Raw genomic sequence first — 26,477 nt, forward strand, 5'->3', positions numbered from 1 at the left:
AGGTCAGACAGGTGGCCTCAGAAGCGGGACGGTGCAAGTGCGGATCGACATGGACGGCGACGGACCGATCCTGGTGTGGCTTCGCAAGGACCTGCGCCTGACCGACAATCCAGCCCTGGACGCGGCGCTTGCGACGGGCCGGGCGGTCATTCCGCTCTATATTCTGGATGAAACGCCGGGCGTTCGCCCCATGGGCGCAGCGTCGCTGTGGTGGCTGGACAAGTCGCTCAGCGCCCTGGGCGCCGATATCGACCAGCGCGGCGGCAGGCTGATCCTGCGACGCGGCGCGGCGGCCGAGGTTCTGGATGACCTGATCGCCGAGACCGGCGCGGCGGGCGTGGTCTGGAACAGGCTATACGACAAGGCCAGCATCGACCGCGACGCCGCGATCAAGGCCGACCTACGCGGACGGGGACTGGCTTGCGAGAGCTTCAACGCCAGCCTGCTCAACGAGCCCTGGACCGTGAAAAACGGCTCCGGCGAAGGCTACAAGGTGTTCACGCCCTATTGGCGGGCGGCGCGCGAGCATATCGGCCAGGTGCATGTGACGCCGGCGCCCGTCGCCCTGCCCTCGCCCGCCGCATCGCCGTCCAGCGACCGTCTGTCCGACTGGGGCCTGCATCCGACCCGGCCTGACTGGTCGGGCGGATTCTCGATGTGGTGGCCCGGCGAGGCAGGCGCGGCCGATCGTCTGTCGACGTTCCTGAGCTCGAAGATCCAAGACTATGCCGACAAGCGCGACATCCCCGGGGTCGAGGTGACCTCCCTGCTGTCGCCGCACCTGCATTTTGGCGAGATCGGCCCCCGGCAGATCTGGGTGGCCACCCGGGCCGAGGCGGCAGCGGGAAACATTCCCGTCGCCCAGGCCGACAAGTTCCTGTCCGAGGTCGGCTGGCGAGAGTTCAACCACTCGATCCTGTTCCATCGACCAGACATCATCACCGCCAACTTCCGGCCAGAGTTCGACGCCTTCCCCTGGAACCGCGACGACGCGGCGTTCGCCGCCTGGACCGGGGGACGGACCGGCTATCCGATCGTCGACGCCGGCATGCGCGAGCTGTGGGCCACCGGCTTCATGCACAATCGCGTGCGGATGATCGTGGCCTCGTTCCTGATCAAGCACCTGCTGATCGACTGGCGGCAGGGCGAGGCCTGGTTCTGGGACACGCTGCTGGATGCCGATCTGGCCAACAATGTCGGCAACTGGCAGTGGACCGCCGGCAGCGGCGCGGACGCCGCGCCCTATTTCCGGATCTTCAATCCCATCACCCAGGGCGAGAAGTTCGATCCGCGGGGGGTCTATGTCCGACGCTGGGTTCCCGAGCTGAGCAATCTGCCCGACAAGGTTATCCACAGCCCGTGGACGGCGGCGACGCATCTTACCCCTGCCGCCAAGCGTACATACTCGCGACCGGTCGTGGATCACGCCCAGGCGCGGCAACGCGCCCTGGCCGCCTATCAAAGTCTCAAGGGAGACTAAGAGGGATTTGCGGGGACGGTCTCAACAGCGTTAAATGCCCCGGAGACCGCATGCGGACCGCCATGACCTATTCGGACACAGCGCTCTGGAATGACCCCGATCTGCGGCGCGCCCCCGGCGCGTTCCGGACGGCCCTGCGCGTTGCGGCCGAGAACTGGGCGGCGGGCTCCCTCAGCTTCATCCTGCCCTCGGGCAAGCGGTTCGACATCGAAGGCAAGACGCCCGGGCCCCGGGCGGTGATCCAGATCCACGACTATCGCTTCGTGCGCCGCGCCCTGGCCTCGGGCGATATCGGTTTCGCCGAAGGCTTCATCGCCGGCGAGTGGGACACGCCCGATCTCTCCACCGTGCTGGAGGCCTTCTCGCTGAACTTCGACCGCCTGCATGACCTGGTCGAGGGCAATATCGTGATGCGGGCGATCAACGCCCTCTTTCACCTGTTCAATCGCAATGATCGCCGGGGTTCGAAGAAGAACATCCATGCCCACTACGACCTGGGCAACGCCTTCTATTCCCGCTGGCTGGACTCCAGCATGACCTACTCCTCGGCGCTCTATGACCAGCCCGGCCAGACGCTGGCGGACGGCCAGCGCGCCAAGTACGCGGCCCTGGCCCGGACCCTCGACCTGCAGACCGGCCAGAGCGTTCTGGAGATCGGCTGCGGCTGGGGCGGCTTCGCCGAGTTCGCGGCCAAGGAGGTCGGCGCGCACGTCACCGGCATCACCATCTCGCCCGCCCAGCACGACTTCGCCCGCAAGCGCCTGTTCGACCTGGGCCTGGCCGACAAGGCTGACATCCAGCTGATCGACTATCGCGACGTTCAGGGCCGCTTTGACCGCGTGGCCTCCATCGAGATGTTCGAGGCCGTGGGCGAGGCATATTGGCCGACCTATTTTAGCAAGATCCATCAGGTGCTGAGCCCAGGCGGCCGCGCCGGTCTGCAGATCATCACCATCCGCGACGAGCTGTTCGAGCACTACCGGACTCATACCGACTTCATCCAGCGCTACATCTTCCCGGGCGGCATGCTGCCCAGCGAGACGCGCCTGAGAGCCGAGACGATGCGTGCAGGGCTGGAGTGGCGTGAGGTCAGCCGCTTTGGCCAGGACTATGCCGAAACCCTGGCGGAATGGGCCCTCCGTTTCGAGGCGGCGTGGGACGAGATCATCAAGCTGGGCTTTGACGAACGCTTCCGGCGGTTGTGGCGGTTCTATCTCAGCTATTGCGAGGCGGGCTTCCGCACCGAACGCACCAATGTGATCCAGCTGGGCCTGAGCCGGGCCTAGACGTTTGGCCTTCGCCTCACGACCTCGGGTGTGCGTAAATGATCAAAAGCACAGCGAGGTCGCGTTCGAATGAACCTCTACACCATGGTCCTGGACTTCCACGGCGGCACCTATATCAGCCAGTTTGACGCCGCCACGCCGGTTGACGCCGTCACCGCCTGGTGCGGCGAACTGCAGGAAGAGCAACTGCTGGGCGAGGTGTCGTCCGACATCGCTGAGGGCATCATGGTCGATGCCGTCGAAAACCGCCTGGTCGAGGTCGAAGGGCTGCACAATGTCTGGTGCGCCGCCACGACTGCCGGCGGGCCGCTGGCCCTGCTGAACGTCATCGAGACCCATGCCAGCCCGAGCTAGACCCCCATCGCCTTGCGGGTGGCCGCCGCCTTGGCGCGGAAGGCCGCCCGTTCGGCGTCGGGCATTTTCGACAGGGTCTTGAGCGGCATCATCATGCGGCCCAGGCCGGCCAGCCGGGTCTCATGCCTGTCGATAAAATCCCAGTACAAGGCGTTGAACGGGCAAGCATTATCGCCGTTGCGATCCTTGAGGTCATAGCGACAGCCTTTGCAGTAGTCGCTCATCCGGTCGATATAGGCGCCGCTGGCCGCATAGGGCTTTGAGCCCACGATGCCGCCATCGGCGAAGGTGGCCATGCCGCGCGTATTGGGCATCTCGACCCACTCATAGGCGTCGGCGAACACCACCATGTACCAGTCGTCGACCGCGTCCGGATGGACGCCCAACAGCATGGCCAGATTGCCGGTGACCATCAGCCGCTGGATGTGGTGGGCATAGGCGTGATCGCGCGCGGCGGTCACGGCGTCGGCGACGCAGGCCATGTCGGTTTTGCCGGTCCAGTAGAACCACGGCAGCTTGCCCTGGGCGTCCAGGGCGTTGCGCAGGGCGTATTCCGGCATCTTCAGCCAGTAAACGCCGCGCACGAATTCCCGCCAGCCCAGGATCTGGCGGATGAAGCCCTCGACCGCATTCAGCGGCGCCTTGCCGGCCCGATAGGCCGCCTCGGCGCGGCGGCAGACCGTCAACGGATCCAGCAGGCCGATATTGAGGGCCGGCGAGATCAGGCTGTGCCACAGGAACGGCCGCTGCCAGCTCATGGCGTCCTGCCAGTCGCCAAAGCCCGCCAGCATGTCGTCGAAGAAGTGGTCGAGGATCCCTTCGGCTTCCTCGGGATTGGTCGGCCAGGCGAAGGTGTCCACGCGGCCAAAATGGTCCTCGAACCCCGCCCCGACCATGGCCATAACCTCGCGCGTCGTGGCATTGGGCGTCGTGCGCAGCCGCTCTGGCGGTCGCACCCCGGCCGGCAGCTTCTTGCGGTTCTCGGCGTCGAAGTTCCATTGGCCGCCAACCGGCTTGTCGCCGTCCATCAGCAGGCCCGTGGCGCGGCGCATCTCGCGGTAGAAATACTCCATCCGCAGTTCCTTGCGGCCCTCGGCCCAGGCGGCGAAGCGCTGGCGTGAGCACAGGAAGCGGTCGTCCTCGCGGGTTTCCATCGCAACCGGCAGGGTCTGGGCCAGGGTCAGCAGATGGTCTTCCAGCCCCCACTTGCCACAGGCGGTGCGGATCACCCGGCCTAGGGGCTCCTCGGCCAGGGCGCGGGCGATCTCGCCACCGATCGAGCCGGTGTTGGCCGGATCGTCCAGCCTGACATAGCGAACCCGCACGCCCCGGTCCCGCAGGCGCTGGGCGAACTGGCGCATCGCCGACCAGACCAGAACCAGCTTCTGCTTGTGATGTTTCCACGCCGTGGCCTCGGCCACCGACTCGGTCATCAGGACGAGATCGCGCTCGGGATCCAGCCCGGACAGGGCGGAAAGGCCGTCGCTCAGCTGATCGCCCAGCACCAGCCGCAGCACGCCCCGTCCCTGATCTGTCACGCCTTGCTCATCCTTCGTCCCGACCTTCAGGAAAACTGGGCTTGCGTCGGGTCGCCGCGACACGATCTACCATGCTCGCTCCGTCCCGCGACCCTCAGCTTTACCGATCCGAGCCCATGACCTTCAAAGCCAGCGTCTCCCCCAGTGTTCTGGACGCCATCGGCAATACGCCCCTCATCCGCCTGAACCGCGCCAGCGAGGCGACGGGCTGCGAAATCCTGGGCAAGGCCGAGTTCATGAACCCCGGCCAGTCGGTCAAGGACCGCGCCGCCCTGGGCATCATCCGCGACGCCGAAGCGCGAGGCCTGCTCAAGCCCGGCGGCCGGATCGTCGAAGGCACGGCGGGAAACACCGGCATCGGCCTGGCCATGGTCGCCTCGGCCCTGGGCTACAAAACGACCATCGTCATCCCCCGCACCCAGAGCCAGGAGAAGAAGGACGCCATCCGCCTGCTGGGCGCACAGCTGGTCGAGGTGGACGCCGTTCCCTATTCAAACCCCGACAACTATGTCCGCTATTCCGGGCGCTTGGCGGAGGAACTTGCCAAGACCGAGCCCAATGGCGTGATCTGGGCCAACCAGTTCGACAATGTCGCCAATCGCCAGGCGCATTACCTGACCACGGGACCGGAAATCTTCGAACAAACAGAGGGTAAGGTAGATGGCTTCATCTGCGCCGTCGGCTCGGGCGGCACCCTGGCCGGCGTCGCCCAGGCGCTGCGCGAGCGCAAGCCCTCGGTGAAGATCGGCCTGGCCGACCCGCACGGCGCGTCCCTCTACAGCTGGTACAGGGACGGCGAACTGAAGTCGGAGGGTACCTCGATCAGCGAGGGCATCGGCCAGGGCCGCGTCACCGCCAATCTGGACGGCCTGGTGGTCGATCACCCCTTCCGGATCAGCGACGAGGACATGCTCAAGGTCGTCTTCGAGCTGGTCGAGCACGAGGGCCTGTGCCTGGGCGGCTCGGCCGGGATCAACGTCGCCGGCGCCGTTGAACTGGCCAGGGTGATGGGCCCAGGCCACACCATCGTGACCATCCTGTGCGACCACGGCTCTCGCTATCAGAGCAAGCTGTTCAATCCGGCCTTCCTCGCCGAAAAGGGTCTGCCGACCCCGGGCTGGATGTAGAAGAGGCGCTTAAGGGTCGGAGTCGGGTTGCCCATCCTGCCTGATCCCGCGATCCTGCCCGACCTCAATCAGGGGCGAGTCAGACCCCGAAAGGCGCAGCCATGACCCTGCAAGATCCTCTCGTCTCGACCGCCTGGCTGCGCGATCACCTCGAAGCGCCCGACGTGCGCATCGTCGACGCCTCGTGGTTCATGCCGGGCACGCCGCGCGATCCGAAGGCCGAGTTCCTGCTGGCCCACATCCCCGGCGCGGTCTTCTTCGACATCGACGAGATCTCCGACGAGACCTCGCCCCTGCCGCACATGCTGCCCAGCCCCATCAAGTTCGCCTCGCGGGTCCGCAAGCTGGGCCTGGGCGATGGGTCGCGCATTGTCGTCTATGACAGCCTGGGGATCCTGCCCGCCGCCCGCGTCTGGTGGACCTTCCGCGCCATGGGCCATGAGGACGTCGTGGTGCTGGACGGCGGCCTGCCCAAGTGGATCGCCGAAGGTCACCCGATCGAGGACGGCCCCGCCCTGCCGCAGGAGCGCCACTTCACCTCCCGCTATCAGGCCGACATCGTCCGTACGGCCCAGCAGATGAAGCGCAACCTCGAGACCGGCCGCGAGCAGGTGGTCGACGCACGCCCCGCGGGCCGCTTCACCGGCGAGACGCCCGAGCCCCGCGCCGGCCTGCGCGGCGGTCACATCCCCGGTTCGCGCAACATTCCGCTGGGCGACATGCTGGCCCCCGACGGCACGATGCTGAGCGCCGACAAGCTGGCGGCCGTCTTCGCCGCTGCCGGCGTCGATGTCGCCAAGCCGGTCGCCGCGACCTGCGGCTCGGGCATCACGGCCTCGGTTGTCGCCCTGGCCCTGGCCCGCCTGGGCCACCCGCGCGCCGCCGTCTATGACGGCTCGTGGACCGAATGGGGCGGGCTTGAGGATACTCCGGTCGTGACCGGCCCCGCCTGACGCCTTGGCGCTGCGACCAACCCGGCCTAAACCACGACCGTCCGCCGCGTCGTCGAAAGCACCCCCATGGATGAAGAAACCCGCCTGATCCGAACGGGCGCGTCGTCGGCGCTTCCGGCCCGCACGGTCAATCCGCCGATCCAGCGCGGCTCGACCGTGCTGATGGCCAATGCGGCCTCGTTGTATGATGAAAGTCTGATCAGCTACGGCATCACGGGCCTGTCCTCGCCCGCCGCCCTGCAGGTGGCCCTGGCTGAACTGGAAGGCTCGCCGGACGTCACCCTGTATCCCTCCGGCCTGGCGGCGATCACCGGCGCCATGCTGGCGGTGCTGAAGGCCGGCGACGAGATCCTGGTGGTCGACAGCGCCTACAAGCCCACCCGCCGGTTCTGCGACCGGGTGCTGAGCCGCTTCGGTGTCGCCACCACCTATTACGACCCGGCCCTGTCGCCCGACGCGCTGATGGCCCTGACCACGCGCAAGACGCGGATGATCCTGCTGGAAGCGCCCGGTTCGCTGACCTTCGAGATGCAGGACGTCCCGGCCATCGCGGCGGCCGCCAATGCGCGCGGCATCCTGACCCTGATCGACAACACCTGGGCGGCCGGCCTCTATTTCAAGCCGCTGGCCCATGGCGTGACCATCAGCGTCCAGGCCCTGACCAAATATGTCGGCGGACATTCGGACTGCTTCATGGGCAGCGCTACCACCATGGACGCCGACATCGGAAACGCGCTCGGCAACGCCATGTGGGACATCGGCTGGTCGGTGTCGCCCGACGACGCCTACACCATGCTGCGCGGCCTGCGCACGATGACGACCCGCCTGCCCCGCCATCACGAGAATGGCCTGACCATCGCTCGCTGGCTTCAGCAGCGGCCCGAGGTGGCGCACGTGCTGCACCCCGCCCTGCCCGACGATCCCGGCCACGCCCTGTGGCGGCGCGACTTCACCGGGGCCTGCGGCCTGTTCGGCGTGGTGCTGAAACCTGCCCGCGAGACGGCCGTTCACGCCTTTCTCGACGCCCTGCAGCTGTTTGGCCTGGGCTTTTCCTGGGGCGGCTATGAGAGCCTGGCCATTCATTGCGATCCGCAACTGAAGAGCCGCTCTATCCCCGTCGATCTGGAAGGCCCATTGCTGCGCCTGCATATCGGTCTGGAATCCCCGGCCGACCTCATCATCGATCTGGAGCGCGGATTCGCGGCTCTGAACAGTCAGGCCTGAAACCCATGACCACCCATATCGCCCTGCTGCGCAGCGTCAGCCCCGGCGGCCAGAAGCCGATCGCGGCCGAGACCTTTGTCGACCTGCTGGGCGAACTGGGCCTGACCAACGCCCGCGCGGTGGGCGGCGCCAACAATCTGGTGTTCGACAGCCCCGAGCGCACCGGCGCTGACCTGCAAAACTTCCTTGAGACCGAGATCCACACGCGTATGGGCTTGCGCACCGATATCTATGTGCGCACCGCCCAGGCCTGGGCGGCGATCATCGCCGCCAATCCCTATGCCGAGTTCGCCCTAACCGATCCGGGCCTGCTGATGACCCTGTTCCTCAAGGATCCGCCGGACAAGAAGGTGATCGGCGCCCTGCGCGCCAAACTGTCGGAGGGCGAGCAACTGCGCGTCGAGAGCCGCCAGTTCTACGTCACCTACCCCAATGGGCTTGGCGCGTCGAAGTTCAGCAACGGGCTCGTCGAAAAGGCCCTGGCCACCCGGATCACCGGCCGGTCGTGGACGATCGTGCAGGCGATCGGCGAGGCGATCGGCGAGGCGGGGGACGAGGCCGTCTGAGGCCTCGCCCGGTCTCAGCGACCCGGTATCCGCTCATAGACCACCAGCGGTGCAGCCGTTCGTCCGGCGATGCGCGGAGCGATCGCTTAGGCGATGGCCCGGCTGGTAGAGGCGGCGCTCTCGAACAGCAGCCGATGGAGTTCGGGTTCGTAATAGGCCAGCAGCGTCCTGGCGAAGTCGGCCTCGTCAAGGTTCAGGGCCTTGGCCCACGCGGCCTGGGTCTCGATCGGCAGACGGCCGACGCCGCTCTCTACCTGGGAGACAAACGTATAGTAGCGCAGCCCGACCTGTTCGGAGAGCTGGGCCTGGGTCAGGCCCGCCGCTTCTCGGCCCGCCTTAAGCCATCGGCCGGCCTCCTGCCGAAGCGCCTTGGTGTGCGCGACCTTGGCGGGGTCGGGGGTGGCTCGTGGCATCTAGCCTCCTGATTGTCATGCGGCGCGGGCGAAGGTCGGCGTTTTCCGCACATAACAGTATTTATGCAACGTGTTATTGGGCGACATGCGAGAACTTGTCGAAAACTGACGTTATGGCGCTGCGCTGCGGCGATGGGCTTTGCAAAGCCGGCCTGATGGCGGCGGCGGCGGAACGTTTTGAATTCAGTTATAACTAAACGTATTGTTACCTTCTCGTCGCCGGCCCGCTTGACGCAGGCAAGGCCGGGCGGGCGGTGGCCAGTATGAGATAGCCGGCCACCGCCGACACGACGGAGCCGCACAGCACCCCGATCTTGACCTCGTCGAGCAGCAGAGGATCGGCGAAGGCCAGGTTGCCGATGAACAGGCTCATGGTGAAGCCGACCCCACACAGCAGCGCTACGCCATAGAGCTGGCGTACCGTCGCGCCGCGCGGCATGTCGGCGAACCCCAGCTTGATCACCGCCATGGCGGCGAGGAAGACGCCGGCCTGCTTGCCCAGAAACAATCCCAGCGCCACACCGACCGGCACCGGGGCGAGAACCGTCGCCAGGGTCACCCCCGCGAAGCTGACGCCGGCATTGGCCAGCCCAAAGAGCGGCACGATCACAAAGGCCACGGGCCTGTGCAACGCATGCTCCAGCTGGTGAAGCGGCGAATGACGATCATCGGGCCGGCCGCGCGACGGCCGGAGCGGAATGGTCATGGCCAGAACGACCCCGGCCAAGGTGGCGTGAACGCCGGACTTCAGAACGCACAACCACAGCGCCACGCCCAGCAGCAGATACAGCCACAGCCATGTCACCTTGAAACGGTTGAGGGCGATCAGGGCGATCGTGACGCCGCCCGCCAGGGTCAGCGCCAGGACGTTGAGTTGGTCGGTATAGAAGACGGCGATGATCAGGATGGCGACGAGGTCATCGAGAATGGCGATCGCCGTCAGGAAGATCTTCAACGAGGCCGGCGCGCGCGATCCCAGCAGCGACAGGACGCCCAGTGCGAAGGCAATGTCGGTGGCCGCCGGGATCGCCCAGCCGCGAAGATGTTCGGGCGTTCCCAGATTGACCGCGCTGTAGATCAGGGCCGGCGCCACGACCCCGCCCAGCGCCGCAACGCCGGGCAGGATCAGGCGCGAGGGCTTCGAAAGCTGCCCGTCCAGCACCTCGCGCTTGATCTCCAGCCCAACCAGCAGAAAGAACACGGCCATCAGACCGTCATTGATCCAGTGCGCGAGGCTTTCGCGCATCGCCAGGCCGGCGATGGTCCCGCCGATCTCGATATGCAGCACGGCGTTGTAGGCGGCGGCCCAGGGCGAATTGGCGACCAGCAGAGCCAGGGCCGCCGCCGCCATCAGGACGTATCCCCCGGCCGCTTCATGATGCAAGAACTGGCGCAGAGCCGAGAGTGCGCGCGTCGAGAGTCTGGGCTTCGGTTCAAATGCCACGGCGGCCTCCAAAAGCATGGATCAAGCTATCGTGACGTCCGGTTATCGACGGACGCCGGACCGAATTCGCTGGAGGCGCGGCCTGGCCGCATGAAGCGGCCTGATATCTGCCGCGCAATCTGACCATGCCGGCGTCAAGGTCAAGCGAAACCGGCTCGCCCTGTTCAAGGCGGGCGACGGAACAGGCGAGACCAGCAAACGTGCTCGGCATGATGATGCGATTGCGGAACCTCATAGCGCCCTCAAGCTCGATCCCGCGCAACCTGACGACACCCAGGGCATGACATCGGGAAAGAATTGACCTCCGCCACGGCTCGGCACAGAACGTCTTCAGCGTCAGATTCCATCTCGACTGGAACGCGGCGCAAGCGCCCCGGATCGTGGGCCACTGGGGAGAAGACACTTGGATAGACGTCAGTTTCTTGCTGCCTGTGGAATCGGCGCCGGCGGCATGCTGTTGCCCGGCTTCGGCCAGGCCATCGCCGCCGATCAGCTGGTGGAAACCATCGAGCTGGCCGTCAAGAAGCGCCTGGCCGACGCGGCCATGAGCGCCGCGACCGCCGCCGGGGCCAGCTATTGCGACGTGCGCGTCGGCCGCTATCTGCGCCAGTTCATCGTCACCCGCGAGGCCAACGTCCAGGCGGTGACCAATACCGAATCGAGCGGCGTGGGCGTTCGCGTAATCGCCGACGGCGCCTGGGGCTTTGCCGCCACCAACAACATTTCGGCGGAATCGGTCGCCCAGACGGCCCGCCTGGCCACGATGATCGCCAAGGCCAACGCCAAAAACCAGACCGCGCCCGTCCGCCTGGCCCCCACCAAGGGCGTGGGCGAGGTGAAGTGGGCCACACCCATTCGCCGCAACGGCATGGAAGTCTCGCTGCAGGAGAAGGTCGACCTTCTGATGCGCGTCAACGGCGCGGCGCTGACGGCCGGGGCCAGCTTCGTCAATTCCAGCCTGTTCCTGATCAACGAGCAGAAATACTTCGCCAGCACCGACGGCTCTTACATCGACCAGGACGTCCACCGCATCTGGGCGCCCTTCACGGTGACCGCCATCGACAAGGCCAGCGGCAAGTTCCGCTCGCGCGAGGGTCTCTCCGCGCCGATGGGTCTGGGCTACGAGTACCTGGACCCCAAGGCCGAGGACAAGAGCCTCTCACCCAACGGCATCATCAGCTACGGCAAGTCCTATGACATGGTCGAGGACGCCAAGGCCGCCGCCGTCCAGGCGCGCGAAAAGCTCACGGCCAAGTCGGTCAAGCCGGGCCGCTACGATCTGGTGCTCGACCCCAACCATCTGGGCCTGACCATCCACGAGTCAGTCGGCCACCCGCTCGAGCTCGACCGCGTGCTGGGCTACGAAGCCAACTATGCCGGGACCAGCTTCGCCACGCTGGACAAGCGCGAGGCGCGCTTCCAGTACGGCAGCGAGATCGTCAACCTCACGGCCGACAAGCTGCAGCCCGGCAGCCTGGGCGCGGTCGGCTATGACGACGAAGGCGTCGGCACCAAGAGCTGGCCGCTGATCCAGGACGGCAAGCTGGTCGACTACCAGGCCACCCGCGACCAGGCCCACATGCTGGGCAAGACCGAGTCAGACGGCTGCTCCTATGCCGACTCCTGGTCGACCGTGCAGTTCCAGCGGATGCCCAATGTCTCGCTGCAGCCGGGCAAGAAGAAGATGAGCCTGGACGACATGATTTCGGGCGTCGAGGACGGGATCTACATCCTGGGTCGCGGCTCGTTCTCGATCGACCAGCAGCGCTACAACGCCCAGTTCGGCGGCACGCTGTTCTACGAGATCAAGGACGGCAAGATCACCCAGCCCCTCGAGGACGTGGCCTATCAGATGCGCACGCCCGAGTTCTGGAACGCCTGTACGGCGATCTGCGACGAGCGCGACTACCGCCTGTTTGGCTCCTTCTTTGATGGGAAGGGCCAGCCCAGCCAGGTTTCGGCCGTGAGCCACGGTTCGTCGACCACCCGGTTCGACGACATCAATGTCATCAACACCGCGCGCTCGCTCGGTTGATCGGGTCGAGGGAGACAGTCCAATGAGCATCATGACAGAGGCCGAGGCCAAGACGATCCTCGACAAGGTCATCAAGCTGTCGACGGCCGACGAGTGCACCGCCCAGCTGACCGGATCGGTCGAAGGCAATATTCGTTTCGCCCTCAACAACGTCTCAACCAGCGGCGTGGTCAGCAATACCGATCTGTCGGTCCAGGTGGCGTTCGGCAAGCGCGTCGGATCGGCGTCGATCAACGAGTTCTCGGACGCCGCCCTGGCCCGCGTGGTCAAGCGCGCCGAGGAACTGGCCAAGCTGGCGCCGGAGAATCCGGAGTTCGTCACGGCCGTCGAGGCCCAGACCTACAAGCCCAGCGCGACCTTCAGCGCCGCGACCGCCGCGATCACCCCCGACCAGCGGGCCGAGATCGCCCGGGCCTCCATCGCCCCCTGCCGCGCCCAGAACCTGATCGCCGCCGGCTTCCTCAATGACGAGCAGAGCTTCGTCGCCTTCGCCAACAGCAAGGGCGCGTTCGGCTATCAGCGCGCCACCGAGGTCGACTACACCTGCACGGTGCGTACGGCCGACGGCCGGGGCTCGGGCTGGGTCAGCCGCAACCTGCAGGACTCCACCAGCTTCAAGCCGGCCAGCGACATCGAGATCGCCATGCGCAAGGCCAGCGCCTCGGCCGAGGCGCAGTCGCTGGAACCCGGCAAATACACGGTGATCCTGGAACCGGCCGCCGCCTCGGGCCTGATCTCGTTCATGCTCAATTTCTTCGACGCCCGCCAGGCCGACGAGGGCCGCAGCTTCCTGTCCAAGAAGGGCGGCGGCAACAAGCTGGGCGAGCAGGTCTATGATCCGCGCGTCACCTTCACGGCCGACCCCTGGCACCCCGAGCTGGCGGTGCTGCCGTGGGACGCCCAGGGCCGGGCCCGCGAGCGCATGCCGCTGGTCGAGAACGGCAAGATCGCCAACCTGCTCTACTCGCCCTATTGGGCCCAGAAGCAGGGCAAGAAGGTGGTGGGCCGGCCGGGCAACATCATCATGTCGGGCGGAACCAAGTCGACCGCCGACCTGGTGCGCGAGACCGAGCGCGGCATCCTGGTGACCCGCACCTGGTACATCCGCATGGTCGATCCCCAGACGGTGCTGCTGACCGGCCTGACCCGCGACGGCACCTTCTACATCGAGAACGGCCAGTTGAAGTACCCGGTGAAGAACTTCCGCTTCAACGAGTCGCCGGTGATCATGCTCAACAACATCGATGATCTGGGCCGGCCGGTTCGGGTCAGCGAGGGCGGTCAGATGCAGTACATGATCCCTCCGATGCGCGTGCGTGACTTCACCTTCACCTCGCTGTCGGACGCCGTCTGACCGGATAACGCATGGCCGGTAACCGCGTAACGCGTTCTGAGTGCCTGCGCCTGCTGACGGGCGGCGCATTGGGGGGCTGGCTTGCCGGCCTCCCGTCTGCCGCCCGCGCAGCGCCCGTGTACGACTTCTGGTTCACCCGCCTGCGCTACGACTCCGGCGACTGGGACGTTGACCAGCGGATGCCGTCCAACATCCTGACCTCGCTGATCGACTACACCAACCTGCGGGTCGATCCGCAGGAGCGCGTGGTGCGGCTGTCGGATCCGGCGATGCTGACCGCGCCGTTCTGCTATCTGGCCGGCCACAAGCTGGTGGAGTTCAGCCCCGCCGAGGCCGCCAATTTCGAACGCTATGTGCGCAACGGCGGCTTCGTGTTCGTCGATGACTGCAACCACGATATCGACGGCCTGTTCGCCCGATCGTTCGAACGCCAGATGACAAAGCTGTTCGGCGCCGAGGCCCTGCGCAAACTGCCCAACGACCACGCCATCTATCGCAACTTCTTCAAGTTCGACGGCCCGCCAGCCACCAGCTTCGAGCTGAACGGCTGGGGCGATGATCTCGTGCATGACTACCTCAAGGGCATCGAGATCGGCGGGCGCCTGGGCCTGCTCTACAGCAACAAGGATTACGGCTGCGAGTGGGATTACGACTGGCGCAACAAGCGCTTCCTAGCTGAAGACAACACCAAGTTCGCGGTCAACATCGTGCTCTACGCCCTGACCGCCTGATCCCGCCTCTCGCCTGTTCGGAACCGCGATGACCCAGACCCCCACCGAAGCCGATATTGCGCTCAAGCTCGAGCGCCTGGGCCAGCTGCGCGCGGCGATCGGTCAGGCCATCGTCGGACAGGACGAGGTGGTCGAGCAACTGCTGATCGGCCTGCTGGCCGGCGGCCACTGCCTGATCGAGGGCGTGCCGGGCCTGGGCAAGACCCTGCTGGTCCGCACCCTGGGTCAGGCGCTGTCGCTCGATTTCCGCCGCGTCCAGTTCACGCCCGACCTGATGCCCAGCGACATCCTGGGCACCGAGGTGCTGGAAGAGGATCACGGCACCGGCCACCGGCACTTTCGCTTCCAGCCGGGCCCGGTCTTCACCAACCTGCTGCTGGCCGACGAACTGAACCGCACCCCGCCCAAGACCCAGGCGGCCCTGCTGGAGGCCATGCAGGAGCACACGGTCAGCTATGCAGGCGTCACGCATGCGCTATCAGAGCCGTTCTTCGTGCTGGCCACCCAGAACCCGCTGGAACAGGCCGGCACCTACCCCCTGCCCGAGGCCCAGCTGGACCGGTTCCTGCTCAACATCCGGGTCGGCTACCCCACGGCCGAGGAAGAGCGCGCGATCCTGGCCCTGACGACCGGCGGCGCCATTGCTGCGCCAGAGCCGGTGATGACTGGACCCGACATTGTCGAACTCCAGAAATGGGTGCGCCAGGTGCATGTCGGCGAAGGCCTGCTGACCTGGATCACATCCCTCGTCCGCGCCAGTCGTCCCGGCCCCGACGCGCCCGCCGCCGTCCAGACCTATGTTCGTTGGGGAGCCGGGCCCCGCGCCGGTCAGGCCCTGGTGCTGGCCGCCAAGGCGCGGGCCCTGCTGCACGGACGGCTGGCGGCCACCCGGGCCGACGTCGTCGCTCTGGCGGCGCCGGTCATGCGCCACCGCATCCTGCTGTCGTTCGCAGCCGAGGCCGAGCGCAAGACGACCGACGACGTGGTCGCCGCCCTGCTGGCCGCGCTTCCGGCGCCGACGCGGGACTGATCGCGGCGCATGTCTCCGTTCGACCTCCCGCCCGACCTGCGCAGCCGCTTGCGACGCCTGTCGCTGGCGCCCCGCGCGGCTGCGGTGCTGGCGGGCGACGGGATGCACGCCAGCCGCAATCGCGGCGGCGCGATGGAGTTCGCCCAGTACCGCGCCTATGAGCGCGGCGACGACCTGCGCCGGATCGACTGGAAGCTCTACTCCCGGTCAGACCGCTTCTTCGTTCGCGACGCCGAACGCGAGAGCCCGGTGGCGATCTGGATCGTCCTGGACGCCAGCGCCTCGATGGGTCAGGCCGATCTTGCCCGCCCCGACTGGTCGCGCTTCGACGCCGCCCGGCGCCTGGCCGCCGCCGTCATCGAGATCGCCCTGCAACAAGGCGACCGGTTCGGCGTCATCGTCGCCCAGGCGCAAGGGGCGCTGGTCTTGCCACCGTCCAGCGACAAGCGTCACCGCGACCGCATCCGACTGACGCTGGGTCCGCTTCGCCCCGGCGGCGTTCCGGCCTGGGAGCGAGACGTGCAAACCCTGGGCGAGCGTATCGCGCCCGGCGACATGGCCCTGTTCGTCACCGACGGCTTCGACGACGCCTGCGTCGCGGCCGCCGAGCGTCTCGCCGCGTCCGGTCGCGACGTGTCGTTCATCCAGCTGCTGACCGCCGACGAGCGCGACTTCCCGTTCGACCGCAGTCTTCGCTTCCGCGACCCTGAAGGCGAGGCCGAGCTGGCCGGCGACGGCCGGGCCCTGCGCGAGGATTTCCTGATGCGCTTCGCCCAGGCCCGGGCCGAGCTACGCGCGGGGCTCGAAGGCCGGGGCGTCCGCTATGTCGAGCACTTCATCGACCAGGATCCGGATCAGCCCATCCAGAAGCTGTCCCAGCCAGCGCCCCAGCGATGACGCCGACCCTGCTCCTGCCGGCTGCCCTGGGCGCCCTGATCGCGATCGCGGTTCCTCTGGCGATCCACATCGCGCGGCGGACCGAGACCCAGACCATCGACTTTTCGGCCCTGCGCTGGCTGAACCCCAACCCAAGGCCCGTGCGACGCCTGCAGCTCGATGAGCGGGTGCTGCTGGCGGTGCGGATCGCCCTGATCGTCGCCATCGCCCTGCTCCTGGCCCGTCCCGTGACGCGCCCCCCGGGCGATGACCGGCCCGTGGTCGCGGTCTCGCCAGCGGTCAACATCGCGGAGGTCCCGGATCGGGGCGAGCGCCGGGTCTGGCTCGCGCCCGGCTTTCCCGGCCTGGACCGTCCCGCGCCCGCCTTGCCGACGAACCCGGCCAGCCTCATCCGCCAGCTCGACGCCGAGACGCCCGCCAGGACGCCGATCGCCGTGGTCATGCCGCCGGAGCTGACCGGTGTCGACGCCCAGAGGCTGTACCTGTCGCGTGAGGTGGACTGGCGGATCGCCGCGTCGTCACCCCGCCCCGAACCGGTCGTCGCGCGCGCGCCGCCCGCGCTGAGCGTGCGCTATTCCTCGGATGGCGAGGACGATGTTCGCTACTTCCGCGCGGCGGCGACAGCCTTCGCCGAGCCCGGCAAGCCGCCCGCCTTTGACGCCGCCCCCGTCGACCGCCCCCTGCCCCGCAACGCCCGGTATCTCGTCTGGCTGTCCAGCGCGCCGATGCCATCGGCCATTCTGGACTGGATCGAGGATGGCGGCGTGGCGCTGCTGGCCCATGATGCGCCATCCCCTGTCGAGGGCGGGCAACGGGTGACATGGCGCGACGCGACCGGCGAACCGCTCGCCAGCGCAGGCCGCTTCGGCAAGGGGCGCGTGCTGCGCCTGACCCGCCCCCTCGAACCCAGGGCCATGCCGGCCCTGGTCGAGTCCGACTTTCCGGCGACCCTGTGGTCCCTGCTGGACCCGCCGCCGGCGCCCGATCGCGTCGCTGCGGCCGACTATGCGCCCACGGTGCGCGCGACGCCCGGCGCCTCGCCCTACAATCCCCATCCCGTGGACCTGCGTCCCTGGCTGGCCGTGGCCATCGCCGCGCTCTTCGCGGTCGAGCGCTGGCTGGCCACCCGGCGGCGGCGGCCGGTCGCCGCATGATCGCCGCGCTCTCCCACCACCTGCGGGCCGCCCGCCAGCGAAGCCTGCTCGACACCGTCGCGATCGGCCTGCCGCCTGTTCTGGCCATCGGCGTCGTGACGTGGCGGCTAGCCGGCGACGCGGCTGCGCTGGCCGCGATGACCGTCGGGGCCCTGGCGCTGGGCTGGACGGCCTGGAAGCGTGCGCGACGCTTCGACCCTGCCTGGCTGACCGCCGCCCTGGACGCCCGCGCGCCCAACCTTGAAGACAGCAGCGACCTCCTGCTTCGTCCTCCCGAAGCCCTGGAAGGCCTGGCAGCCCTGCAGCAGGCGCGGCTGCAAACCCGGCTGACGGAAGCCGCCGCCCTCGACCTGCGCCCCGACTGGTCGCGCCGCTGGATCGCCTGGACCGCTGGCCTCAGCACTGTCGCGATCCTGGCCGTCATGCTCTGGCCCTCGGCGCGCGAAGCGGGCGGCGGTGTCGGCGGCGTTCGATCGGCCTCGCCCCTCAGCGCGCCCAGGATCGCCGGCGCGCGGCTGCGCATCACGCCGCCTGCCTATACCGGCCTGCGCCCGTTCGAGCAGAGCAGCCTCGACGTGCGAGCGCCCGCCAATTCGCGTGTTGAGTGGGCCGTGAACCTCGTTCCCAGCCCCGGCGCCGCGACCCTGAGCTTCCCGGGCGACGCGCCCCTTTCCCTTCGTCGACAAGGCGGGCGCTGGCTGGGCGACCGGGTCTTCGCGCGGTCGGCGCTGTATCGGATCGAGGCCCCAGGCCTGCCCCGCCAGCGCCTGCATCGGGTGGAGATGATCCCAGACGCCGCGCCGGCGGTTCGTGTCCTGACCCCAGACAGCGCCCTGACCCTGACCGCCCCCGGCCAGATGCGGTGGGCGCCCGTGTTCGAAGTCCGCGATGACTATGGTGTGGCGGCCGCCGCCCAACTGCGCATGACGATCACCAAGGGCGAAGGCGAGAACATCACCACGACCGAGCGGATCCTGCCCCTGAGCGGCCGGGGCGACGCGCGGCTCAAGCGTTTCACCGCCGACCTCGACCTAGCGCGCGAAGGCCTCGCGCCCGGCGGCGACATGATCGTCCAGCTGATCGTCAGCGACAATCGCGCGCCCTCGCCCCAGACCGTCGAAGGTCCCAGCATCATCCTGCGCTGGCCGGCCGCCATGGGCCTGGCCGACGGGCTCGAGGGCATGGCCCGCCAGATCCTGCCGGTCTATTTCCGCAGCCAGCGCCAGATCATCATCGACGCCGAGGCCTTGATCACCCAGCGCGGCCGGATCACGCCGGACACCTTCCTCGACCGGTCCAACGGGCTGGGCGCCGACCAGGCCCAGCTTCGCCTGCGCTACGGCCAGTTCATGGGCGAGGAGGCCGAGGGCGGTGGCGGCGGGCTGTCCATCCCGACTAATGACGCGCCCGCGCTGGACCTGCCGACGAACGACGGTCCACCATCGGCGCCCGCCAAACCCGAACCCCAAGAGAAACATAGTCACGACGACGGGCACGACCATGGCGCCGAGCCTGCGACCTTCGGCGAGATGGGCGACGTGGTCGCCCAGTTCGGCCATGCGCACGACACCGGCGACGCCTCCACCCTGTTCGATCCGGGAACACGTTCGACCCTGGCCAAGGCGCTGGACGCCATGTGGGACTCCGAACGCGCCCTGCGCCAGGGCAAGCCCAGAGACGCCCTGCCTCACGCCCATCGGGCGCTGGACCTGCTGAAAACCGCCCAACAGGCCACGCGGATCTTCCTGGCGCGCGCGCCGTCGAAGATGCCGCCGGTCGATCTGTCCCGCCGCCTTACGGGCAAACGCGACGGCATTGTTTCGGGCCGACTTGTTCCGGCGACGCGCGACCCCGCCGACACGCCGGCTGTCGAGGCCTGGCGCACGCTGGGCCAGACCCCGCCCGCAGCGCCCCTGCGCCTGGACGCCCTGGCGCGCTGGGTGACGGCCAACCAGAAACGCCTTGCCGATCCCCTGGCCCTGTCAGCCCAGATCGACACTGTTCGCAATGAACCCGGTTGCCTCGACTGCCGTCAGAAGCTGCGCGCACTTCTATGGGCGGCGCTGGAGCGACCGCCGGCCGGCGTCCTGCGTCGCGCCCCGGCGGACGCCCGCGGCCGGCGTTATCTGGACGCCCTGCGATGATCGGCGATCTCCAGATCTGGACGGCGGCCCTGATCGCCGTGGCCGTCGGCGGCGGCGTGGTTCGACTGGCGTTTCGGCGGCGGTCGGCGGCGGCGACAGCGCGTGGTCCTGCATGGCGCTTCGCCACGCTGGCCGGCCTGCAAGTCCTCGGCGGCGTCTTTCTGCACCTGACGCTCTTCCCCCCTTCGGTGGGGACATCCCCCGGACGCCTGGTGGTCGTCACAGGCGGGGCGTCGCCGACGCTGCGCGCCGCCGGTGACGTGGTTGTCGCCCTGCCGGAGGCCGGCGCGGCGCCCGGCGCGATCCGCGTTCCCGATCTCGGCGCGGCCCTGCGCCTCTATCCGCAGGTTGGACGGCTGCGCGTCGAGGGCGAAGGCCTGACGCCCCGCGACCAGATCCCTCTGGACCGGCCGGCGGAGTTCATCCCCGCGCGGGCGCCCAGCGGCCTTGTCGACCTGACCTTGCCCGGCCCGGTCGCCCCCGGCGCGCGCTTCAGCGTGGCGGGCCAGATCGGCGCGCTGACGTCAGGCGTAGTCGAACTGCTCGACCCGGCCGGCGCGATCGTCGACCGCGCCGAGGTGAAGGCCGGCCAGCGCTTTGGGCTGTCGACCGCGACCCGCGCCGCCGGGCTGGCGCTGTTTGATCTGCGTCTGAAGGACACGGCGGGCCAGCTGGTTGAGCACATCGAGATCCCGGTCCAGACGCGGGCGCAGCGACAGCCTCGCGTCGTCGTCCTGGCGGGCGCCGCCAGCCCTGAAACCAAATATCTCCGCCGCTGGGCCCAGGATGCAGGCATCGCGCTGAGCGTCGAGATCGATGTCGGCGGTGGCGCGCGTCTGGGCGATGCACCGACGCCGCTGACGCGAGCGGCCCTGGCCGAGGTTGATCTCGTCATCGTCGATGATCGCCTCTGGGAGACCCTGTCGATCGGGGAACGGGCTGCCCTCGGCGGCGCCACGCAGGATGGTCTTGGTCTGCTGCTGAGACCCACGGGGCAACTCTCCGAAACCACCCAACGCGAATGGGGCGGGCTGGGGATGGCGAACATCGGTGGCGACGATGCGCGAGCCTTCCGTCTCGGGGGATCGGCCCTGCCCGCCGCGCTCGCGCTCAACCGGCTTGGCTTGGTCCAGACCGGGCGAGACGGCGTGCCGATGATCCGGGATGCGGCCGGCGCCGCCCTCGCCGCCTGGCGTCCGCGCGGCCAGGGCCGGGTGGGCCTGTCGATCGTGGCCGACAGCTATGCTCTGACCCTGGCCGGCCACGGCGACCGCTATGGCGAGCTGTGGAGCGAGCTCTTTTCGACCCTGGCGCGTCCTGGCGAGCCGCCGGGCGTGCGCCTGGAAACGATCGCAAGGCCGGGTGAGCGCGCGGCGCTATGCGCGGTCACGCAGCAGGTTCGCGTCGTCGACCCCGAGGGCGTCGAAAGCCGGCCGCGCCTGGATCCGGCGACAGGGCCCGCAACCTGCGCCGCCTACTGGCCCCGCCGGTCTGGATGGCACCGGATTGTGGACGGCGATGTCGAGACGGCTGTGTACGTCCACCCGGCCGAAGCGGCCCCGTCGCTGGCGCACAGCGCCAACCGGCAGGCGACGCTGGAACGGGTGAAAGCGGCTGCCGGGCACGGAAAGGGGACGGTGGCCTCGGCTCCCGGATCGCCCTGGCCCTGGGCCGCGAGCCTGCTCGCCGTGCTGGGTTTGCTGTGGTGGCTGGAGCGACGATCGGCGCAGGGTCGGCGGCTCGCCGGGCAGTAGGGGCGTTTCGCGCCAACACGCTCGCGGCAGACAAACAGTTCATGGCGACGCAAGCTGTCGGCGACTGACGTCAAAGCGTCATGCCACCCCGCTAGTCGAAGCGGAACCGTTGGAGGCCCTATGCTCAATCTCGTCATCGCGCTGTTTCTGGGCCTCGCATCCACCGCCCTGGCCCCCTGCCCCAAGGACGACCTCGCCTGCGCGCGGTCGGGGCTGGACGTCGATCTCCGGATGAACGACCTGACCGCCGTGGGCACCCACAACAGCTACAAGCTGGCGATCCCGGCTGACGAGCTGGCCGTCATGGTCGCCGCGCGCGGCCCGGCGGCCCTGGGCATCGACTATGCGCACCGACCTCTGGCCGAGCAGCTGGACGCCGGAGCGCGTCAACTGGAGATCGACGTCGTCGCTGATCCTCAAGGCGGGCGCTATGGGCGGCCCCTGACCGCCCTGGGGACCGGCGCGACCCTGTCGCCCGACGACGCAGCGGCGCTGGCCCAGCCGGGCTTCAAGGTCCTGCACATCCCAGATGTCGACTTTCGCTCCTCGTGCCTGACCTTCATGGCCTGTCTCTCACAGGTGAAGGCGTGGTCCGGGGCCCATCCTGACCACGCCCCCATCCTCATTCTGATCAATGCCAAGGACGGCCCCGCCAGCTTTCCCGGTGGCGTCACGCCCCAGGCCTTTGACGAAAAGGCCTTCGACGCGCTGGACGCCGAGGTTCGCGCCGTGTTCGCAGAGGCCGACCTGATCACCCCCGACTGGGTGCGTGGCCAGCACGCCACCCTGCGCGAGGCCGTGCTGGCCGAGGGCTGGCCCAGCCTGGGCGCGTCGCGCGGCAAGGTCTTCTTCGCCCTGGATGAAAGTCCCGAGAAGGTGGCGTTCTATCGCGGTGCCCGTCGTTCGCTGGAAGGCCGGGCCATGTTCGTCAACACTGACGAGGCTTCGCCGGCGGCGGCCTATCTGACCCTGAATGATCCAATCGCCCAGAAGGACCGCATCGCCGCCGCCGTGAAGGCCGGCTTCATCGTCCGCACCCGCGCGGACGCCGACACCCAGGCGGCCCGGACCAACGACATCAGCCAGAGCCGCGCCGCCCTGAGCAGCGGCGCGCAATATGTCTCGACCGACTATATCTGGGCCGACCCGCGCTTCGCCGGCGGCTATACGGTGCGTCTGACGGGCGGCGATGTGGCCGTCTGCAATCCCGTCCGCGCAGCCGGGCGCTGCGCCGGCCTGGCGCTGGAAGCCCTGCCGGGCGCGCCTGCGCAGGGATCTCGCCCATAGCAACGACCGGACCTGACGACCCTTCTGCCCGGCCGCCCTCTCCGCGCGCGGCCAGGCTACAGGCGGACGCCCGGCCTACAACAGCCAACCAGACCGGCGATAGCCGACAGGGCCTCTATGTCGAAGGCGCTTTCCAGGGCGTCGGCGATCTCGTCCAGAGCGGCGTGCACGCGAAGGCTTTGGTCCAATCCATCCGACGCCACGCCCAGCGTTTCCAGAAAGGCCCGCCGCGCCGCGCCCTGGTTGAAGAGACCATGGACGTAGCAGCCCATGATCCGTCCATCGGCCGAGACCGCGCCATCTGTGGCGCCGCTATCCATCAGCAGCATCGGACGCTCTGAGCCGATCGTGCGCCCAACATGCATCTCGTAGCCCTCGAAGCGTCCGTCTGCCCCAGCCAGCCGGCCCGAAACGGGAGCCAGCACCTTGTCGCCGGTCAGAATCGTGTCGACCGCCAGAAGACCCAGACCCTCGACGTGCTCCGGCGGCCCTTCGACGCCATCGGGATCGCTCAGGGTCCGTCCCAGCATCTGATAGCCGCCACAGACACCCAGCACCCTCCCGCCGCGCCGAACATGGGCGGCAAGATCGATGTCCCAGCCCTGGGCGCGCAGGAAGGCCAGGTCCGCCAGAGTCGCCTTGGTGCCGGGCAGGATCACCAGATCCGCGTCGCCCGGCAGGGCCTGGCCGGGCGGTATGAAGGTGAAATCAACGTCCGGCTCGACGCGCAGGGCGTCGAAGTCATCGAAATTGGCGATGCGTGACAGCATGGGCGCGACGATCTTCAAACGCCGCCTCGCGCCCGGCCTTGACCGGTCAAGGACCACGGCGTCCTCGGCGGGCAGCGACCGGGCGGACGAGAGCCAGGGGGCCATGCCAAGATCGGCCCAGCCCGTGCGCCTGACGATCTCGGTCCTCCCGTCATCGAACAGCGAGGGATCGCCTCTGAACTTGTTGATCAGAAAGCCCTTGATCATGGCGCGGTCCAGATCGTCGAGCACCGCGTGCGCGCCCACCAGGGCGGCGATGACATGGCCTCGGTCAATGTCGCCGACCAGAACCACCGGCACGTTCGCGGCGCGCGCAAAGCCCATATTGGCGATGTCGCCGGCGCGGAGATTGGTCTCGGCGGGGCTGCCAGCGCCCTCGACGATCACCAGATCGCATTGCGCCTCAAGACGACTGAAGCTCTCAAGAACGGTGTCGAGAAGCGCGCCCTTCTGCGCCTGATAGCCGCGCGCCTGCCAGGTTCCCGCCATCTTGCCCAGCACCACCAGCTGGGCGCCGACATCGCTCTGGGGCTTGAGCAGCACCGGGTTCATGTCGACGGTCGGCGGCGTGCGACAGGCCATGGCCTGCAGCGCCTGGGCGCGGCCGATCTCGCCGCCATCCGCCGTAACGGCGGCATTGTTGGACATGTTCTGCGGCTTGAACGGCCGAACGTTCAGGCCGCGATTGGTGAACAGCCGGCACAGGCCCGCGACGAGCACGGACTTGCCGACATCGGATCCACACCCCTGAATCATCAAGGCGGCCAGGTCTGTTCTCCCAGAAAATGTCCGACGGGGACGCGGCGACCGTCCCTTGTGGGGACAGCCGCCGCGCCACGCCAGGCTCTAGAACCTGGCGCGAACGCCGATGAAGGCGCCGCGTTCGGGCGCCCCATAGTTCAGGATGGTCTGGTAGTCCTTGTCGAACGCGTTTTCGACCCGCCCATACACTTCAAGCGTCTCGTTGATCGGATAGGACGCTCGCAGATCGATCAGCGTGTAGCCGGCGACGGCGACGGTGTTGGCTTCATTGTTGAACGTCTTGCCGACATGACGCGCGGCGATGGTGGTGTTCAGACCGACCGGCCAGCGATAGGTCGCCGACAGATTGGCCAGGTTCTTGGGACGGCGGGTCAACTGCCGGCCCGCATTGGCGCCCGAGGCGTTTTCGGACTCCGTGTAGGCGTAGTTGCCGGCCAGGGTCAGGCGGTTGGTCGCCTCGAACTGGCCGATGAGTTCCAGACCCTTGGCCTGCGTCTTCTGGATGTTCTTGTAGTAGCCGAACCGGAAGACGCCGCCCGGGTTGCACGGGGCGCCGGTGGAGCCGAACGTGCACGAGAAGAAGCGGATCTCGTTGTCGGCCTCACGGGCGAACACCGTGGCCGAGACCCTGGCCTTGCCGCTCAGAAGGCGCTGCTCGACCCCGGCGTCCCAGCTGTCGAACTTTTCGGGGCTTAGGTCCAGATTGCCGTATTCGCTATAGAGCTCGTACAGGCCCGGGGCCCGGAAGCCCTGGCCGAAGCTGGCCCGCAGCACGGTATTGCCCTCGTTCAGCGCCCAGGCGGCCGAGACCTGGCCCAGGGTGTGCTGGCCATAGGTGTCGTGGTCCTCATAACGCAGACCGCCCGTCAGGGTCAGACCCGCAACGACCTCGGCCTGAAGCTGGCCATAGACGCTGTCGACGCCGACGCGGCCGGTGCGGAAGGCCGGATTGGGCTTTGTCAGGCTCGGCGAACGGGTTTCCATCCGCGACCGCTCGCTTTCGGCGCCGAAGGAGGCGGTGAGGGTCTCGCTGAGCGCAAAGGCGCCTTGATACTCCCAGCGCTTGTTCCGGCCGGTGGCGTCGAAGGTCAGCGGAACGGCCGGACGCGCCGGATTGATGTTCTCGCGAGCGGTGTCGGTGTAGCCGTAGGCGATCCGATTGGTCCAACGTCCGTCCAGCAGGGCGAAGTTCAGGCCGGTATAGATCACCAGTTCCTCGGTCCGGCCAAACTCGGCGGAGTCGGTGTTGAAGCCGTCAAAGTCGTTCTTGCCGCGCGAATAGACCGAGCGGACCTCGGCCGAGGCCGCGTCGCTGAAGGCGAAACGCACCCGCCCCGAGAGGCCGGTGTTCTGATAGCCGTCCTTCTCCTGGCCAGGTCCGTAGGAGGAGAAACCGTCGGTGGTGTAGTAGCTGCCCGCCAGCCGCCAGGTCAGGCGTTCGGCGACCCCGCCGGCGCCGGCGCGGATATAGGCGGTGTCGCGCGCGCCGCCCTCGACGCTGGCATTGCTCTCAAACGCCTCGGTCGGTTCGGCGGTGACCATGTTGACCACGCCGCCGATGGCCTGGCTGCCCCACAGGGTCGACTGGGCGCCGCGCAGAACCTCGATGCGCGAGACATCGCCGACCAGCAGGTTGCCGGAATTGTAGCCGCCCTGGGTCGAGGACGGATCGTTCAGCTTGACCCCGTCGATCAGCACGACGGTGTGCTGGCTTTCCGCGCCCCGGATATAGAGGCTGGTCGCCGAACCGGGGCCGCCATTACGGGCGAAGGTGACGCTGGGCGTCTGGGCTAGAAGCTCGACGGCCGTCGTGGCCTGGCTGGCCTTGATGGCTTCCGGCGTCAGAACGGTGATGGACGCGCCGACCTTCTCGATGGGTTGCACCGACCGGGTGGCGGTGACCACCAGCCCCGCCAGGGCCGTGGCCCCGATGGTTCCGGCGACGTCGGTTTCAGGAGCCCTTTGCTCTTCGGCCATGGCGGCCCCGGAGATCAGGATGGTGGAGATTGCGCTGGAGCACAGAAGCGCTCGGATCATGGTCTTTCCCTTTGAATGACCCGCACACGTCCTCCAGCCCCAAACGCCAGGAAGCGCCCACGACCAGAGGCCGCGACGCGGCCTGACTGACATGTCGTTTCGCGGGAAATCCCGTTCGCTCGGCGCACCCCGGCCGG

The 26,477-nt window shown here is 68.0% G+C and carries 21 protein-coding genes; 16 read left to right on the forward strand and 5 right to left on the reverse strand.

The features are described from left to right. Positions 1-31 precede the first annotated feature (31 nt). The 3 genes from ACW17Z_RS01900 to ACW17Z_RS01910 all read left to right on the forward strand — a co-directional run bounded on the left by ACW17Z_RS01900 (position 32) and on the right by ACW17Z_RS01910 (position 3,120). Positions 32-1,480 (forward strand): cryptochrome/photolyase family protein, encoded by a 1,449-nt coding sequence (locus tag ACW17Z_RS01900; RefSeq protein ID WP_492057379.1) that lies wholly within the window; start codon positions 32-34, stop codon positions 1,478-1,480. Between the two features lie 50 nt (positions 1,481-1,530). After that, complete coding sequence (locus ACW17Z_RS01905; RefSeq protein WP_492057380.1) at positions 1,531-2,766, forward strand: class I SAM-dependent methyltransferase; 1,236 nt, start codon at positions 1,531-1,533, stop codon at positions 2,764-2,766. Positions 2,767-2,835: 69 nt separating this feature from the next. Then, positions 2,836-3,120: a hypothetical protein gene (locus ACW17Z_RS01910; RefSeq protein ID WP_419317080.1), complete on the forward strand. Its 285-nt coding sequence runs from the start codon at positions 2,836-2,838 to the stop codon at positions 3,118-3,120. Here ACW17Z_RS01910 and ACW17Z_RS01915 read toward each other — a convergent pair. Next, on the reverse strand, positions 3,117-4,658 hold the full coding sequence (locus ACW17Z_RS01915; RefSeq protein ID WP_492057381.1) for a cryptochrome/photolyase family protein: 1,542 nt from the start codon (positions 4,656-4,658) through the stop codon (positions 3,117-3,119). The genes ACW17Z_RS01910 and ACW17Z_RS01915 overlap by 4 nt on opposite strands. Before the next feature lie 116 nt (positions 4,659-4,774). Here ACW17Z_RS01915 and ACW17Z_RS01920 point away from each other — a divergent pair, with 116 nt between their 5' ends. The 4 genes from ACW17Z_RS01920 to ACW17Z_RS01935 all read left to right on the forward strand — a co-directional run bounded on the left by ACW17Z_RS01920 (position 4,775) and on the right by ACW17Z_RS01935 (position 8,528). Next, positions 4,775-5,785 (forward strand): cysteine synthase A, encoded by a 1,011-nt coding sequence (locus ACW17Z_RS01920; protein ID WP_492057382.1) that lies wholly within the window; start codon positions 4,775-4,777, stop codon positions 5,783-5,785. Between the two features lie 101 nt (positions 5,786-5,886). Then, positions 5,887-6,738 (forward strand): 3-mercaptopyruvate sulfurtransferase, encoded by an 852-nt coding sequence (sseA, locus tag ACW17Z_RS01925; protein ID WP_492057383.1) that lies wholly within the window; start codon positions 5,887-5,889, stop codon positions 6,736-6,738. A gap of 66 nt (positions 6,739-6,804) precedes the next feature. Then, complete coding sequence (gene metC, locus ACW17Z_RS01930) at positions 6,805-7,962, forward strand: cystathionine beta-lyase (RefSeq protein WP_492057384.1); 1,158 nt, start codon at positions 6,805-6,807, stop codon at positions 7,960-7,962. A gap of 5 nt (positions 7,963-7,967) precedes the next feature. Then, positions 7,968-8,528 carry a DUF1697 domain-containing protein gene (locus ACW17Z_RS01935; RefSeq protein ID WP_492057386.1) on the forward strand — a complete coding sequence of 187 codons (561 nt, stop codon included), beginning with the start codon at positions 7,968-7,970 and terminating at the stop codon, positions 8,526-8,528. A gap of 86 nt (positions 8,529-8,614) precedes the next feature. Here the strand turns inward: ACW17Z_RS01935 and ACW17Z_RS01940 are convergent, their stop codons facing one another. Continuing rightward, on the reverse strand, positions 8,615-8,941 hold the full coding sequence (locus ACW17Z_RS01940) for a helix-turn-helix domain-containing protein (RefSeq protein ID WP_492057387.1): 327 nt from the start codon (positions 8,939-8,941) through the stop codon (positions 8,615-8,617). 205 nt (positions 8,942-9,146) lie between these two features. Then, positions 9,147-10,385: a Na+/H+ antiporter NhaA gene (nhaA, locus tag ACW17Z_RS01945; RefSeq protein WP_492057388.1), complete on the reverse strand. Its 1,239-nt coding sequence runs from the start codon at positions 10,383-10,385 to the stop codon at positions 9,147-9,149. A 403-nt stretch (positions 10,386-10,788) separates the two neighbouring features. Between nhaA and ACW17Z_RS01950 the strand changes: the two genes are divergently transcribed. The 9 genes from ACW17Z_RS01950 to ACW17Z_RS01990 all read left to right on the forward strand — a co-directional run bounded on the left by ACW17Z_RS01950 (position 10,789) and on the right by ACW17Z_RS01990 (position 22,771). After that, positions 10,789-12,420 (forward strand): TldD/PmbA family protein, encoded by a 1,632-nt coding sequence (locus ACW17Z_RS01950; protein ID WP_492057389.1) that lies wholly within the window; start codon positions 10,789-10,791, stop codon positions 12,418-12,420. Between the two features lie 22 nt (positions 12,421-12,442). Continuing rightward, positions 12,443-13,774 (forward strand): TldD/PmbA family protein, encoded by a 1,332-nt coding sequence (locus tag ACW17Z_RS01955; protein ID WP_419255317.1) that lies wholly within the window; start codon positions 12,443-12,445, stop codon positions 13,772-13,774. 11 nt (positions 13,775-13,785) lie between these two features. Beyond that, positions 13,786-14,505, forward strand: a complete 720-nt coding sequence (locus ACW17Z_RS01960; RefSeq protein ID WP_492057390.1) for a DUF4159 domain-containing protein — start codon at positions 13,786-13,788, stop codon at positions 14,503-14,505. Positions 14,506-14,533: 28 nt separating this feature from the next. Then, the gene (locus ACW17Z_RS01965) at positions 14,534-15,535 is read left to right on the forward strand and encodes an AAA family ATPase (RefSeq protein ID WP_492057391.1); all 1,002 of its coding nucleotides are present in this window, start codon (positions 14,534-14,536) and stop codon (positions 15,533-15,535) included. Positions 15,536-15,544: 9 nt separating this feature from the next. Beyond that, a complete protein-coding gene (locus ACW17Z_RS01970) occupies positions 15,545-16,432 on the forward strand; it encodes a DUF58 domain-containing protein (RefSeq protein WP_492057392.1) in 888 nt (295 codons plus the stop codon). Further along, on the forward strand, positions 16,429-17,586 hold the full coding sequence (locus ACW17Z_RS01975; protein ID WP_492057394.1) for a BatA domain-containing protein: 1,158 nt from the start codon (positions 16,429-16,431) through the stop codon (positions 17,584-17,586). The genes ACW17Z_RS01970 and ACW17Z_RS01975 overlap by 4 nt, the downstream gene beginning before the upstream one ends. Continuing rightward, entirely contained in the window at positions 17,583-19,730 is a 2,148-nt protein-coding gene (locus tag ACW17Z_RS01980) for a DUF4175 family protein (protein WP_492057395.1), read from the forward strand. Before ACW17Z_RS01975 ends, ACW17Z_RS01980 begins: the two co-directional genes overlap by 4 nt. Further along, complete coding sequence (locus ACW17Z_RS01985; protein ID WP_492057396.1) at positions 19,727-21,484, forward strand: hypothetical protein; 1,758 nt, start codon at positions 19,727-19,729, stop codon at positions 21,482-21,484. The genes ACW17Z_RS01980 and ACW17Z_RS01985 overlap by 4 nt, the downstream gene beginning before the upstream one ends. Positions 21,485-21,604: 120 nt before the next feature. Then, positions 21,605-22,771, forward strand: a complete 1,167-nt coding sequence (locus tag ACW17Z_RS01990) for a phosphatidylinositol-specific phospholipase C1-like protein (RefSeq protein ID WP_492057397.1) — start codon at positions 21,605-21,607, stop codon at positions 22,769-22,771. A gap of 56 nt (positions 22,772-22,827) precedes the next feature. Here ACW17Z_RS01990 and ACW17Z_RS01995 read toward each other — a convergent pair whose 3' ends face one another. Together ACW17Z_RS01995 and ACW17Z_RS02000 are read right to left on the reverse strand one after the other, a co-directional pair. Beyond that, entirely contained in the window at positions 22,828-24,309 is a 1,482-nt protein-coding gene (locus ACW17Z_RS01995; protein ID WP_492058573.1) for a cobyric acid synthase, read from the reverse strand. Between the two features lie 78 nt (positions 24,310-24,387). Then, the gene (locus ACW17Z_RS02000; protein WP_492057398.1) at positions 24,388-26,340 is read right to left on the reverse strand and encodes a TonB-dependent receptor plug domain-containing protein; all 1,953 of its coding nucleotides are present in this window, start codon (positions 26,338-26,340) and stop codon (positions 24,388-24,390) included. Positions 26,341-26,477 lie beyond the last annotated feature (137 nt).

The organism is Caulobacter sp. GSs2 (genome assembly GCF_058680895.1).